Source organism: Aquamicrobium sp. YD-1-mutant5 (assembly GCF_059509755.1).
The window spans coordinates 58,957-73,104 of record NZ_JCAKKP010000017.1 but is presented as its reverse complement, the minus strand read 5'-3'; the positions used below and the strand labels follow the sequence as shown (position 1 = coordinate 73,104).

At 64.7% G+C, this 14,148-nt stretch carries 11 protein-coding genes; all 11 read right to left on the bottom strand.

Translation table 11 applies throughout. From position 1 onward, the window contains the following. Nucleotides 1–216 precede the first annotated feature (216 nt). Complete coding sequence (ade, locus tag AC5XE7_RS17985) at nucleotides 217–1,926, bottom strand: adenine deaminase (protein WP_495367047.1); 1,710 nt, start codon at nucleotides 1,924–1,926, stop codon at nucleotides 217–219. A 147-nt stretch (nucleotides 1,927–2,073) separates the two neighbouring features. After that, the gene (locus AC5XE7_RS17980) at nucleotides 2,074–3,753 is read right to left on the bottom strand and encodes an ABC transporter permease (RefSeq protein ID WP_495367046.1); all 1,680 of its coding nucleotides are present in this window, start codon (nucleotides 3,751–3,753) and stop codon (nucleotides 2,074–2,076) included. A 10-nt stretch (nucleotides 3,754–3,763) separates the two neighbouring features. Then, nucleotides 3,764–4,723 (bottom strand): ABC transporter substrate-binding protein, encoded by a 960-nt coding sequence (locus AC5XE7_RS17975; RefSeq protein ID WP_495367045.1) that lies wholly within the window; start codon nucleotides 4,721–4,723, stop codon nucleotides 3,764–3,766. Then, nucleotides 4,717–5,835 carry an ABC transporter ATP-binding protein gene (locus tag AC5XE7_RS17970; protein ID WP_495367044.1) on the bottom strand — a complete coding sequence of 373 codons (1,119 nt, stop codon included), beginning with the start codon at nucleotides 5,833–5,835 and terminating at the stop codon, nucleotides 4,717–4,719. Before AC5XE7_RS17970 ends, AC5XE7_RS17975 begins: the two co-directional genes overlap by 7 nt. A gap of 80 nt (nucleotides 5,836–5,915) precedes the next feature. Continuing rightward, complete coding sequence (locus AC5XE7_RS17965; RefSeq protein ID WP_495367043.1) at nucleotides 5,916–6,650, bottom strand: metallophosphoesterase; 735 nt, start codon at nucleotides 6,648–6,650, stop codon at nucleotides 5,916–5,918. 161 nt (nucleotides 6,651–6,811) lie between these two features. After that, nucleotides 6,812–8,440 (bottom strand): ABC transporter ATP-binding protein, encoded by a 1,629-nt coding sequence (locus AC5XE7_RS17960; protein WP_495367042.1) that lies wholly within the window; start codon nucleotides 8,438–8,440, stop codon nucleotides 6,812–6,814. A 60-nt stretch (nucleotides 8,441–8,500) separates the two neighbouring features. Next, nucleotides 8,501–9,649 (bottom strand): serine hydrolase domain-containing protein, encoded by a 1,149-nt coding sequence (locus AC5XE7_RS17955; protein WP_495367041.1) that lies wholly within the window; start codon nucleotides 9,647–9,649, stop codon nucleotides 8,501–8,503. A gap of 174 nt (nucleotides 9,650–9,823) precedes the next feature. Continuing rightward, a complete protein-coding gene (locus AC5XE7_RS17950; RefSeq protein ID WP_495367040.1) occupies nucleotides 9,824–11,224 on the bottom strand; it encodes an aspartate aminotransferase family protein in 1,401 nt (466 codons plus the stop codon). Between the two features lie 154 nt (nucleotides 11,225–11,378). Next, complete coding sequence (locus AC5XE7_RS17945) at nucleotides 11,379–12,278, bottom strand: siderophore-interacting protein (RefSeq protein ID WP_495367039.1); 900 nt, start codon at nucleotides 12,276–12,278, stop codon at nucleotides 11,379–11,381. 6 nt (nucleotides 12,279–12,284) lie between these two features. Continuing rightward, on the bottom strand, nucleotides 12,285–13,067 hold the full coding sequence (locus tag AC5XE7_RS17940; RefSeq protein WP_495367038.1) for a beta-keto acid cleavage family enzyme: 783 nt from the start codon (nucleotides 13,065–13,067) through the stop codon (nucleotides 12,285–12,287). Then, nucleotides 13,064–14,053 carry a 3-hydroxyacyl-CoA dehydrogenase NAD-binding domain-containing protein gene (locus AC5XE7_RS17935; protein WP_495367037.1) on the bottom strand — a complete coding sequence of 330 codons (990 nt, stop codon included), beginning with the start codon at nucleotides 14,051–14,053 and terminating at the stop codon, nucleotides 13,064–13,066. Before AC5XE7_RS17935 ends, AC5XE7_RS17940 begins: the two co-directional genes overlap by 4 nt. Nucleotides 14,054–14,148: the final 95 nt, after the last annotated feature.

Genomic DNA, 14,148 nt, shown 5'->3' with positions numbered 1-14,148 from the left:
CATGTCGCCGATCAGGTGGCCTTCATGGAGAAGGGCGAGCTGGTCGGCGTCGATGCCCCTGCACAAATCCTCCATCATCCTGAAGATCCCCGCATTCAGGCATTCCTCAGGACATATCACGAGCGAAACAGCTTCTGACGTAACAAGGCCGGGACACGACGGTTCCGGTTTGCCTCTTCGCAATCGCTGCGGATTGCGCAGGCGTGAGGCAACCGCTCAGGTGCCGATCAGCTCGAAGCGGTTCACATCGACAAGCCCCATATCGGTGATCTTCAGATGCGGGATCACCGGCAGGGCGATGAAGGCGAGCTGGAGGAACGGCTCCTCCAGCGTCGAGCCGAGCGCGAATGCAGCGGCGCGCAGCGTCTTCAGCTCGTCGCGCACGGTTTCGTAGCTGGCCGTGCTCATCAGCCCGGCAACCGGCAGGGCAAGCTCCGCCAGAACCTTGCCATCCTGCACCACCACGAAGCCGCCTTCGATTTCACCCAGCCGGTTGGCGGCCAGCGCCATGTCCTCGTCCGAGCAGCCGACGATGCAGATATTGTGGCTGTCATGGCTGACGGTGGAAGCGATCGCTCCTGATTTCAACCCGAAGCCGTTGACAAAGCCGGTGGCGATGTTGCCGCTGCGGCCATGGCGTTCGACCACCGCGACCTTGACCACGTCGTTGGCGAGATCGATGCCAACCCCGTTTTCACCGACCGGCAGATCGAATTCGAGGTCACGGGTGATGATCTGGCCCGCAACGATGCCGATGGTGCGGGTGCGGCCGCTGTTGGAGCGGGCCCGGAAATCGGTAGCCGCCACACGCCGCGCCTTGACGCTGTTGCGGCCGACGGGGGCGATCGGCTTGCGCGCGGCGAAGAGATCGTCGCCGACGACGCGCCCCGCCGACAGCACGATTTCGGCGCGGCAGTTTTCCAGCGTGTCCACCACCACGAGATCGGCCCGCCAGCCGGGCGCCACCAGCCCGCGATCCTTCAGCCCGAAGGCACGGGCGGCCGAGATCGAGGCGGCGCGGTAGATGGCCAGCGGCTCGACGCCGGCAGCGATCGCGGTGCGGATCATGTAATCGAGATGGCCCTGATCGGCGATGTCGAGCGGATTGCGGTCGTCGGTGCACAAAGCGATGAAAGGCGAATTGCGCTCGGTGATGATCGGCATCAGCGCGGCAAGGTCCTTCGACACCGAGCCTTCGCGCACCAGCACATGCATGCCCTTGCGCAGCTTTTCCACCGCCTCTTCGGCCGAGGTCGTCTCGTGGTCGGTGCGGATTTCGGCGGCCAGATAGCCGTTGAGGTCGTAGCCGCGCACCAGCGGCGCATGGCCGTCGATGTGGCGGCCCTGAAAGGCCTGCAGCTTGGCCATGCAGCCGGGGTCTTTGGCCAGAACGCCCGGAAAGTTCATGAATTCGGCAAGGCCGATCACGCTCGGATGGTCGGCGAACGGAAGAAGGTCGTTCACCGTCAGCTCCGCGCCCGAGGTTTCCAGATGCGTTGCCGGCACGCAGCTCGACAGCTGCACGCGGATGTCCATCACCGTTTCGGCGACGCTGTCGAGGAAATAGGTGATGCCCTCCAGCCCCAGCACATTGGCGATCTCGTGCGGATCGCAGATCGCCGTCGTCACGCCGCAGGGCAGCACGCAGCGGTCGAATTCATGCGGCGTCACCAGCGAGGATTCGATGTGCAGATGGGTGTCGATGAAACCGGGCACGACGATGCGGCCGGAAATGTCGATCTCCTGCACGCCCGCGTACTCCGCGCAGGTGCCCACGATGCGGTCGCCGCAGATGGCGATGTCGCCTTCCACCAGCTCGCCGGTGACGAGATCGAAGAAGCGGCCTCCCTTCAGCACCAGATCGGCCGGCTCGCGGCCGACGCCCTGATCGATCGCGCGCTCGATTGAAAAGCTCTTGTCAGCCATGCCCGTTTCCGTCCGCTTATGCATCATGCGCACCTTTCAGGCGCTTCATGACACCTATCCCGTATCGACCCCGCGATACAAGGACATGCAGGCGATGGATCGTGCTGTTGGCAGAAGGAGCAGCCCTTCCGGAGTTGCGCGGCGCGGCTACTCCCGTACCAGACCGCCACGCCGCAGCAGCATCAGGAACAGGAGCGGCAGCAGGGTCGTCAGGATGATGGTGACAAAGGCCATCGCCATGCCGAGGCCCACCGACCCCTGCTCGAACTGACGCCAGATGAAGGTTGAGATGGTCTGCATGCCGACAGGCGCCACGACAATCGAAGCCACCAGCTCGCGCGAGGCGAGCGCGAAGACGAGCAGCATGGCCGAAGCGAGGCTGGGGAACACGAGCGGCAGCAGGATGCGCCGGAAAGCGACAGCGCCGGAGGCACCGGCAACGCGCGCCGCCGCTTCCAGATTGTCGCCGATCTGGAGGAAGGCGGCCGTCGCATAGCGCGCCGTCTGCGGCAGCAGGATGCAGCAATAGGCGAGCAGCAGGATGAAGCCGGTATTGTAGGGCGTGAACGGCAGCCCCGGCATGTTCCACGCCAGAATGAGGCCGACCGCCACCACGATGCCCGGCAAGGCATTGGGCAGAACGGTCATGATGTCGATGAGGGCGCGGCCCCGGATGCGGGTCTTGACCACGACATAGGCGGCGACCACGCCGATCAGGCCGGTCAGCACCGCCGTCACCAGCCCGAGCGTGAGGCTGTTGGTCAATGCGCCAAGCGCTCCGGCCGAATTGCCGAACACATCGGCGAAGTGGCGCAGCGTCAGGTTGTCGAGGACGAGACCGCCTGAGATCGTACCCGAAAGCGCCGTGCCCAGAATGGCCAGCATGGGCACGCCGGTGGACAGGAAGGCGATGATGCCGAACATCAGCATCACCGGAACGGTGAGACGGCCAAGCTCGCGCTTATCCGCATGCTGCGGCTTGCCGCCCACCGTCTGGTACGAGCGCCGCGTCAGGATCCAGCGTTGCAGCAGGAAGGCGGCGAGCGACATGATGACGAGCACCAGCGACAGCGTGGCAGCACCCGGCAGGTCGATCGGCCAGTCGCCGACGCGCGTGTCGATGCCGGTGACGAGCACCTCGAATCCGGCGCGGCGGCCAAGCGCTGCGGGCGTGCCGTATTCCTCGATTGCCGCGGCGAAAACGAGCAGCAGGCTGGCGGCCAGACCGGGAGCGGAAAGCGGCAGGGTGATGCGCCAGAAGGCACGTGCCGGCGTGGCGCCGAACACCCGTCCGACATCGGAATAGCGCAGGCCGATGGCCTCGACGGTGCGCGACACCGCGAAATAGACGACCGGAAAGGTGTTGAATGTCATGACCAGCGTCATACCGAAAAGCGAGAACAGAACCGGCGTCAGGTTGAAGCCGAAGAGCTGCTCCATATAACCGCGCGGTTGCAGCGTCATGATCCAGCCGAGCGTCGCGATGTAAGGCGGGATCATGAAGGGAACGAGCAGCAGCACGTCCCACACCGGAGCGAGCGGAATGCGGTAGAGCGCGCGTGCCACTCCCAGCGGAATGGCCAGCAACGCGGATGCGACGACGACGCACAGGCCGAGAAGAACGGTATTGCCGGTCATTCTCAGCAGGCGCACATCGCCCAGCGTCTGCGAAAGCAGGGAGAAGGGCCGGGCGAAGGAGCCCGCCCCCAGTTCCGGAAAGATCGCCTGCAGGACGATTGCGGCGAAGGGTACGGCAACGACGACGACCAGACCGCTCAGGGCAAGCCACGCGGCAGGCGCGACGCCGCCGATATCCTTCGCACTCATTCGATCAGGCTCAGTTGGCGCCGAAAATATCGGAAATCTGCTGAAGGATTTCCTTGCGCTTGCCCTGTATCGCCGCCGCGTCATAGTCGATCAGCTTGAGGTCGGAGATCAGCGGGCGGTCGGCCGGAATGTCGCTGCGGGCAGGCATCAGATAGGTGCCGGCGACCAGCTTCTGGCCTTCGTCGGAGAGCATGTAGTCCACGAACTTCTTGGCCTCATCCTGGTTCTTCGACCAGTTCAGGATCATGACCGGACGCGGCGCGATGACCGTGCCGGATTCGGGGAAGATCACGTCGATGCTCTCGCCCTTGGCCTTGTTGCCGAAGGTGATGTAGTCAACCGCGCCGAAGACGGCGGCCTTGGCGCCCTGCAGCACCGGGTTCAGCGCTTCTGCATTGGCGCCGGCGATGATGGCGCCATTGTCCTTCAGGCTTTTGAACAGCGCGAAATCATCCTGTCCGGCCAGCGCCGCTGTGAGCTCGAAAGACGAGCCGGACTGCGCGGGGTCAGGAATGTTCACCAGATCCCTGAACTCGGGCTTTGCCAGATCGCTCCACTCGGCCGGCTTCGGCGTGCCGCTCTTGGTGTTCCAGGCGATGCCGAGCGCCGAAACGCCCTGCGCCACGGCGGTCTCGTTCTTCAGGAAATCAGGAACCTTTTCAGCATTGGGGCTGGTGTAGGAAACGAGCCAGCCACGCTTGGCGAAGTCGGTGGCCGTTTCCCACGACGCTGAGACCAGCACGTCGACCGCCGGATTGGCGGCCTCGGCCTCGATGCGGGCCATGATCTTGCCGGTGGTGGCCTGGAAGACATTGACCTTGATGCCGCTCTGCGCGGTGAAGCCTTCGGCCAGCTTGTCTATGAGGCTCTGCGGGCCGGCGGTGTAAACGGTGATGTCGGCATGGGCGACGCCTGCCAGAAGCAGGGTCGATGCAGCGCCGAAGACAAGCCCCTTGATCGATTTCAACATGTCGCAACCTTCTTTTCTGGAATTCCATGGCTGCCCTGCCCGAACCAGCGAATCCGGTCGGGATCGATGGACAGTCCAATCGGTTCACCCGGCCGCAACCGCGCGGCGCTGGGAAGCTGAAGTTCCACGCCCGGCGCGCAGGCCAGCATGACCGTGGCCAGATGGCCGTCACCGCGGAATTGCGAACGCAGCACCTTTGCCGGCAAGGCGTTCGCCGAAGTGCCGCATACCGATACGGCGTCGAGGGGCACCAGAACCTGTGCTTCACCTTGCAGCGGCTGCGTGGCATCGCTGACCAGTGCATGACCGCTGTCACCAACGAACCAGTGTCCGTCACGCCAAACGACATTCACCGTTCCGCCAAGGCGCAGGAAATCGGCCACTTCGGGGGTCGCGGGGCGGGCGATCAGGTCGTCGGGCGACGCGAGCTGGGCAATCTCGCCGGCGCGCATGACCGCGACCTCGTCGGCCAGCGTCAGCGCTTCGGCATGATCGTGGGTGACATAGATCGCCGTCAGGTCAAGCTCGGCGATCAGGCCGGCCAGTTCGCCGACCATGTTCTCGCGCAACTCCCGATCGAGATTGGAGAGCGGCTCGTCGAAGAGGATGAGTTGCGGCTCGGCGACGACGGCGCGGGCGATGGCGACACGCTGCTGCTGGCCGCCGGAAAGATCGCTCGGGCGACGATCCGCATAGGCTTCCAGCCCGACGCGACGCAGGGCGCGCAGGGTCCGCTCATTTCGCTCGGCCCTGCCGATGCCGCGCATTTCCAGAGGAAAGGAAACATTGCCGCCCACCGTCAGATGCGGCCACAGCGCATAGTCCTGAAACACCATGCCGAGATTGCGCCGTTCGGGCGGTGCGAAGACCCCGGTGCCGGCATCCGCCACAACCTGCCCCGCTATGCTGACCGCGCCTTTCGTCGGCTGCAAAAGCCCGGCGACGAGCCGCAGAAGCGTGGTCTTGCCGCAACCCGAAGGCCCGAGCAGCGCCAGCGTGCGGCCCCTGGCCAGCGAAAGATCGATGCTCCTGAGGATGATGCTCTCCCCGTAGTGCAGCGCAAGGCCACGCGCGGAAACGGCGCTTACGGACAGATCGATTGGGTTTGTCATACGCAAAGGCTTCGCTGCAGGAACTGCGCGTGCAATATGCCGCCTTCATAACAGTTCGATGACAGCGCCGGAGGCCGGTTTCAGCCAAGGCGCTCGATGCCGACAGCGCCATCGGGAGTAACGGTCGTGCGCAGGAAATGCGACAGCGCCCCATCATCGAAGGCAGCCGCGCTCAGATGCCCGGACCTGAAGGCATGCGTGTCGAGCGCGATGCGGTTGGAATGGACTTCCGGCAGGCCCGACGGCGTCGGCGAATGACCATGCACGACCAGATGCCCGAACGGTTCGCGATGGTCGAGGAAGTCCTCCTTGATCCACATCATGTCGGTTGGCGACTGCTGTGACAGCGGCACGCCGGGGCGAAGACCGGCATGCACGAAACACAGATCGCCTTTGACGACGCAATATTCCGCGCCCGCCAGAAGTTGCAGATGGTCGGGGTGCCGTTCCAGCACGACCCGGCGCGCCGCCTGCCAGTCGCTGGCCGGATCGGCAATGCCATAGGAACGCAGAGCACCCACAGCGCCATAACGATCCGCCCACAATTCAAGACCGGATGCATCGAGCGATCCTTGCAGGAGCTCCCGCAGGAACCAGTCATGATTGCCAAGCAGCAGGCGCGAGGCCGGGTTCGCCCGCAATTGCGCCGCGACCAGATCGAGGACGCCGCAGCTGTCAGGCCCCCTGTCGATCAGATCGCCAAGGAATATCACCGTCCCCTCAGGCGCTTCACCGCGGATATGGGCAAGCAACACGCGCAGAAGGTCTGCGCGGCCATGCACATCGCCAATCGCGTAAATGCGTTCCGCAACCATATGCGCCACTCCGTTCGCCAGACGGAATGGCTGTTAGAGCATCGGGCGGGAAAGGGGAATCCGGTTTTCGGTCCGATACGCTCTCGATCATTCAGATCGCCCTTTGTGCGTGCGAAGGGACGCACAGCGATCTGTGACATTCCGGCTCCGGAGAAAAAGCCTTATGCGGCGCCCTCGAATTTGCGGTCAAGCAGCATGGCGGCCTCCAGAAGCCGCTTCGTGTAGGGATGTTTCGGACGGTCGAACACCTCGTCGCGGTCGCCGATCTCGACAATGCGGCCATTTTCCATCACCGCCACACGATCGGCCACCTGCTCGACGGCACCGAGATCATGGGACACGAATAGGCAGGCGAAGCCGCGCTTTTCCTGAAGATTGCGGATCAGCTCCAGTATCTGCTTCTGCACCGTCATATCCAGCGCCGACACCGGCTCGTCGGCCACCACGAAGGCAGGATCGCGCACGATGGCGCGGGCAATCGCCACGCGCTGGCGCTGCCCGCCCGACAACTGATGCGGCAGCCGCGTCGTGAACTCGTGCGGAAGGCCCACTTCCGTCATCACCTCGCGCACCCGTTCCTCGATCTTCGCCTTGGTCATGCCCGGTTCGAGCAGCAGCGGCTCGCCGATGATCCCGGCGATCGTCTGGCGCGGATCGAGCGACGAATAGGGATCCTGGAAGATGATCTGAATGTCTCTGCGCTGGGCTTTTGCCTTGTCGCTGCGGGCATAGTCGATCTCGACGCCGCGGAAGCGCATCCGCCCGTCGGTCGGGGCCTGCAACCCGACGATGGTGCGGCCGAGCGTGGTCTTGCCCGACCCCGAAGCGCCGACCAGCGCCAGCGTCTCGCCCCGCGCCACGGTCAGCGTGATGCCGTCCACGGCGCGCTTGGCCTCGCGTTTCTGAAGCAGCGTCTGGCGGCCGGGATATTCGACGACGATGTTGTCCACCTCAAGGATGGTCTCGGGCTTGTCCACGGCGGGTCTGGAAATGGCCGGCCGGCGCGGCAGGGCATCGACGAGACGGCGCGTATAGTCATGCGCGGGCGCCTTCAGGACATCGGCGCTGCGCCCCACCTCGACCATCCTGCCACGATGCATCACCACGACATCGCGCACATAATGCGACACCATGCCAAGGTCATGGCTGATGAGCAGAACGGCGGTGCCGTTCTCCTGCGTGAGCTCCACCATCAGGTCGAGCACGTCGCGCTGCACCAGCGTGTCGAGCGCGGTGGTGGGCTCGTCTGCGATCAGCAGCTTCGGCTTCAGAAGCATGACCGAAGCCAGCATGATGCGCTGGCGCATGCCGCCGGAAAACTCGTTCGGATAGGCGTTCAGGCAGCGCTCGGGGTTCTGGATGCGGATGCGTTCCAGCATGGCCAGCGACAAGTCGCGGATCTCGGCCTTGCCGAGATTGCGGTGCAGCCGCAGTCCCTCGGCCATCTGCTCGCCGATGGTCATGGAGGGATTCAGCGAGACCATCGGCTCCTGAAAGACCATGCCGATCTGCGCACCGCGCACAGCCCGCAGTTCCCGCGCGCCAAGGCCGATCAGTTCGGTGCCCTGAAAGCGGATGCTGCTGCCCGGCACCACGGTGAGCGGATGCGGCAGAAGCCCCAGTATGGCGCGCGCGGCCATGGTCTTGCCCGATCCGGACTCGCCCACCAGCGCCAGCATGCCGCCGGACTCGATGGAAAAGTCGACATCGTCGACCACCAGCGCGCCCTCCGTTCCGACGCTGATTGAAAGTTTGCTGGCCGCAATGGCCGGCACCGTCCCCGCTGTCACCGCTTCCACTCCCGTTTGCGTGCGAATTTTCCGGCCTCCCTTTCTGGCTGGTGCGCGTTCTCAGGCTGCGCAGATTGCCTTCAGCGCGGCAATGGTTTTCTGGTCGAGATCGTCGCTGATCGGCAGCGGCTCCGAAGCCTGGCGCACGACGACGGTTTCCGAGGCGCGGTCGATCCACAGGAACTGGCCGAAAATGCCCATGGCGGCCAGCGCGCCGGTTCCCGTCTCGTACCAGTAGGCCAGATAGCTGCCGCCCGGATAGAGGAAGCACTGGTCGCCTGCCGCCCAGATGGCGCGGTCGCCGCCGGCCCACAGCCGTTCCACGAACTCCGCAGGCAGCACGCCGCGCCCGCCGACGCGCAGCAACTCGCCAAGACGGGCAAGATCGCGCGCGGTGACGGAAATGCCGCCCGACGTGCGCGGATTGCCGGCGCTGTCTACGGTGATGAAGCCATCCGTATGCGCACCCATCGGCTGCCATACGCGCGTGCTCAGAAGGTCCGCGAAGCGCATGCCGGAGGCCGCCTCGACCACCAGACCGGCCATGTCGGAATTCGGCGAGCGATAGCGATGAAGGGTGCCGTGTGGGTGAGTGGCGCGCGGCAGCGAGCACAGGAAATCACGCAAATTCGTGGTCGGATCACCGGCGCGCTGCGGCTTCCACAGCATGGCCCGGCGATAGCGGTCGAAACTGCCGTCTTCGTCCAGATAAAGCTCGTCGAAATCGAGCGCCACCGTCATGTTGAAGAGATCACGAACCGTCAGCCCCTCATAGGCCGAACCGACGGCATCGGGGATGAAATCCGTCACCATCTGGTCGAAGGACAGCTTGCCCTCCGCCTCCAGAACGCCGGCAAGCATGCCCGTGAACGACTTGGAGATCGAGAATACGATATGGGCGCGCGCCGGGTCGACATAAGGCGCGTACCATTCGGCGATAACCTCGCCCTTGCGCATCACCACCAGCGCATCGCTGTGGCTTTCCTCCAGAAAATCCTCCAGCCGCAGCGTATCGCCCGCCACGTTGGAAACGGGAATGTCGGCGAAATGACCGAATGGCCGAACCGGCGTCTCGGCGATACGGGCGCTGATGATCTGGGCGGAAGGAACATATTCCGCGACGTTCTGGAACGTCGACATGGAATAGGGACGCTCGCGCCAGTTGCCGAGATTGATGTCGGCACGGGTGAAGGGGGGTTCGGCGGTCATGTAAAGCCTCTGGTTTCGAGGTTATGGCAATGAGTGTGTGCGATCTGCGATCGCGTATCAAGCAGATAATAAGCTGTGCGGAAGCGGCCGCACCATGCCTGCCGGCGGCTGGACGGTGACAGGCAGGGGGGCCAGGTATGCGGGGACGCGGCTTCGCTGCGGCCCCTCTTCCCATCATTCGCTGGCCGGGCTTTCCGCTTCGAGCCGGCGCAGCTCGATTTCCGCCGCATCGAGCGCTTTCAGCAGCCTCTCGCAGGCCACGTCGATGTTCTCGCGGGTCCAGATCAGCGGCGGCGACATGATGATCGTATCGCCGACCGCGCGCACCATGAAGCCGTTGTCGATCGACAGGTCACGCACCTTGTCGCCCGCATGCTTGCCCTTGAAGCGGCTGCGATCGCCCTTGTCCCTGACGATCTCGATGGCCGCCATCAGGCCGATGGCGCGGGTTTCGCCGACGATCGGATGCGTGCCGATGCGCTCGGCCAGCGCCTTGGCGAGATAAGGCCCGGTGTCCTCGCGCACACGCTCGATCAGGCCTTCCTTTTCGATGATCTCCAGATTCTTCAGCGCCACGGCGCAGGCCACCGGATGCCCCGAATAGGTATAGCCGTGGTAGAATTCGCCGCCCTTCTCGATCAGGGTGGAAGCGATGCGGTCGCCGACCAGCAGCGCCGACAGCGGCTGGTAACCAGAGGTCAGCGCCTTGGCCGTGGTGATGGTGTCGGGCTTGATGTTGAAGGTCTTGCAGGCAAACCATTCGCCGGTGCGGCCATAGCCGGTGATGACTTCGTCGATCATCAAAAGCACGTCGTACTTGTCGCAGATGCGCTGGATTTCCGGCCAGTAGCTGGCAGGCGGGATCTTCACGCCGCCAGCGCCCAGCACCGGCTCGCCAATGAAGGCGGCGACGTTTTCAGCACCCGCTTCGAGAATCGCATCTTCGACAGCGCGTGCCGCCCGCAGGCCGAAATCGTGCTCGCTCTCGCCCGGCAGGGCAAGCTCGAACGAATAGGGCGGCATGACATGGACGATGCCGGGCACCGCGCCGTAAAGCTGGCTGTGCATGCCGTCCATGCCGGACAGCGAAGCGCCGGCGATGGAGGAGCCATGATAGCCGGTCTTGCGCGAAATCACGATGCGCTTCGAGGGCTTGCCTTCCAGCGCCCAGTAGTGGCGCACCAGCTTGAGGGCCGTGTCGTTGGCTTCCGAACCGGACGAGCCATAGAACACCTGATTGACGTTGTCGGGCGCCAGTTCCGCCAGCTTGCCCGCCAGCAGCACCGGTGTCGGCGTCGTGCAGCGGAAGAAGGAGTTGTAGAACGGCAGTTCCTTCATCTGGTCATAGGCGACGCGGGCAAGTTCCTCGCGGCCATAACCAACATTGATGCACCACAGGCCGGCCATGCCGTCCAGGATCTCGGCGCCTTCGCTGTCATAGATATAGGGTCCCTCAGACCGCACGATCATGCGGGCGCCGGCGCCACGCAGTTCCTTGTGGTCGGTGAAGGGATGGAGATGATGCGCGGAATCGATGGCCTGCAGATTGGCGCGCGAAATGGTCTGGTCAGTCATATAATGTCTTCCTTCCTCGGTTTTCAGTTATGCGGAGGCGAAGGAAGACGGCGGCGAATAGCCGATGCGGGCGCACAGCAGCAAAAGCTCGGCCCGCCGCGTGCGGGGCGACTGCGTGAGCGTACAGCCGGACAGGAGGGGGCAGCGGCGATGGCTATGCATGGGCTTTGCCATAACGCCAGTAGCCCATCATGGTGAGCTGATTGCGGTCTATGCCAAGCTCGCCCAGAAAATGCGTGCGAATGCGGCTGACGGCCGCCGTTTCACCGGCGATCCAGCCGTAGAAGCTGTTGGCGGCAGGCGCCGCACGGTCCCATAATGTGTCCTTGTCGACATCGACCGCTTCCGGCTGCGCCGGAGCCGTGCGCATGGCGCTGCCGGGAATGTCCGCGGCAAGTGCTGCGCCGGCCATCAGCTCGCCATAGCCGTGGTTGCCTGCGTCGCGGGGCAGCCAGCGCAGGTCGAGGCCATCCCACGACGGCACCTTCTGCGCATCCTCCATGCAGGGCAGTTCGACACATACCGTCGCCCGCGGCCTGACCTCCCACAAGGCGATCTGTTCCAGAATTCCGGCAATGGCCGGCAGCGCCGTCTCGTCGCCGATGATGAGCAGATCGGTCAGGCCCGGTGGCGGTTCCCAGTCGAAACCCCCGATCTCGCCGACATACGCACTGTTGGGGCCTGTAGTCTGGATCGGGTCGCCCGGCTCTGCGCTCATCGCCCAGCGCGAGGCCGGTCCGTTGTCGCCGTGGACGACGAAATCGACGGTGAGAAGCTGCCGGGCCGGGTCGATGGCGCGGATGGTGTAGGTGCGCATCGGCGCGCGCTGGTGCGGCGGCAGCGCCTTGTAGACCTTCAGATAGTCGGGGCTGACGGGAAGGGCTGACGGCGTTCCATCCTCGCGCGGAAAGAACAGCTTGATGCGCTGGTCCGGTGCAAGCGTCGTCATGGCGGCCAGATCGGCGCCCGCAAACACCAGCCGCGCCATGTTCGGCGTCAGCAGCCGGCGCTCGGCCAGCCGGACATTGAAGATGCGGTAGGGCGTTTCCGACATTTTCCGTCACCCAAGGCCAAGGAGATGGGCGCGGGCGGCGATTTCGGCGACGCGCTCCTCATTGGAGGCGGCGAGGTTGCCGTCCGCATTCCACAGGCTGTTCTCAAAACCCACACGCACCTTGCCGCCGGCTCGCATCGCAGCCTCAAGGCAATCCGTCTCGCTGCGGCCGAAGGCACACACCATCCAGTCGGGCGATTGCGGCAGGTCCGTGGCTGCGCGCAGGAACGCATCGAGATCGCCGGGCTCGCTCTGCTGGTTCGCCGAATAGCGGCCCAGAACATAGATGACCGAAGGCTGTCCGGCCGGGATCACCTGCCGGGCCATCAGGTCGCCCAGCCGCGCCACATCGGCATCGTCATAGAGAATGTGCTGAACGTGGATCTGCTCCTGCCGGCACCAGCCATAGAAGCGCGCGGCCTCCGCCTCGCTCGCGGCATCGGGAACCAGTTCACGAATGGCGGCGGAAATGGCGCGCGGCTGCAAGGTGCGCACAAGCTGCATCTGCTGGGGCGCGCTGTAGATGCCGACCGCCTCGGTGGAGACCTGCACGGCCATCTGCGGAACGCGCTGCGCCAGCGCCCCGATGAGCTGGCGATAGAGATCGGCGTCGAGCGCATGCCGGCCGGCCTCGTCGCGTACATGGGCGTGGATGGCGTCAGCACCCGCCTTCCAGCAGGCTTCAGCCGTCTCGACGATCTCGGAAACGGTCATCGGCAGTGCCGCGTGATCGGCTTTGGTGCGGCGCGCGCCGTTCGGCGCCACCATAATGAGCGGAAGGCCGGTCATCGTGCGCCCTTCCCGGTTTTTTCATTGGCCCCGGCTTCGTCCTCAGCCATGAGGCGCAAAAGCGCGATCAAAAGCCGGTCGCGGCGCTGGGTAAGCTCGTCCATTGCGCGACCGGCCACCTCGGCGTGCATGCCTTCGACCAGCTTGCGCCTGGTCTCCGCATCGAGGCGCGGCGTGCCGAGCGTCGCCCATCTTGCCTCCTGCGCAGGGCCCAGATGGTCGAGATAGGCCGCAAGCCCGCCTTCGCCGCCGCCCAGATGATAGAGCATGTGCGGGCCTTCGACCGCCCAGCGCAACCCCGGCCCGAAGCGGATCGCCCGGTCCACATCCTCAACCGAGGCGATGCCCTCGGCCACGATGTTGACGGCCTCGCGCCACAGCGCCGAGCTCATGCGGTTGGCGAGATGGCCGACGGCCTCGCGCGCCACGCGCACCGGAACCTTGCCGATCGCCTCAAAGAAGGCATAGGCGGCATCGACCGCAGCCGGCGACCCTTTCTCGCCCGCCACCAGTTCCACCAGCGGCACCAGATGCGGGGGATTGAAGGGATGAGCGACGATGACGCGCTCCGGATTGGCGCATTCGGCCTGCAACTGGCTTGCGGGATAAGAAGAAGTGCTCGATCCGATGACGACATCGGCGGGAACTGCGGCATCGATTTCGGCCAGCAGCGCCTGCTTGAGCAGCAGTTTTTCCGGCGCGTTTTCCTGAACGTAATCCGCGCCCACGACCGCCTCCGCGATCGTGGCACACCAGATCAGCCGGCCGCGCTCACGGCCAGGCGGACCGACCGCATCGAGATCACCCAGCCCCGCTTCGACGAAAGCCGCAAGTCGCTCTTCTCCATCCGGCGCAGGGTCCCATGCACGCACATCCAGCCCGCGATGCAGGAAGAAAGCCGCCCACATGCCGCCAATGAGGCCACATCCGACCACCGCGACGGTGCGAACTTCATGCCCTGCCCGATATGCACTCACACTCGCCATTCGTCTGGATCGCCTCCCCACTCCCGGATGATTTCGACCTGTCAAGGCGCCAGCCGAAGCCCGCCCTGAAGCTGCTGGCCAGCCTGCGCAGAATG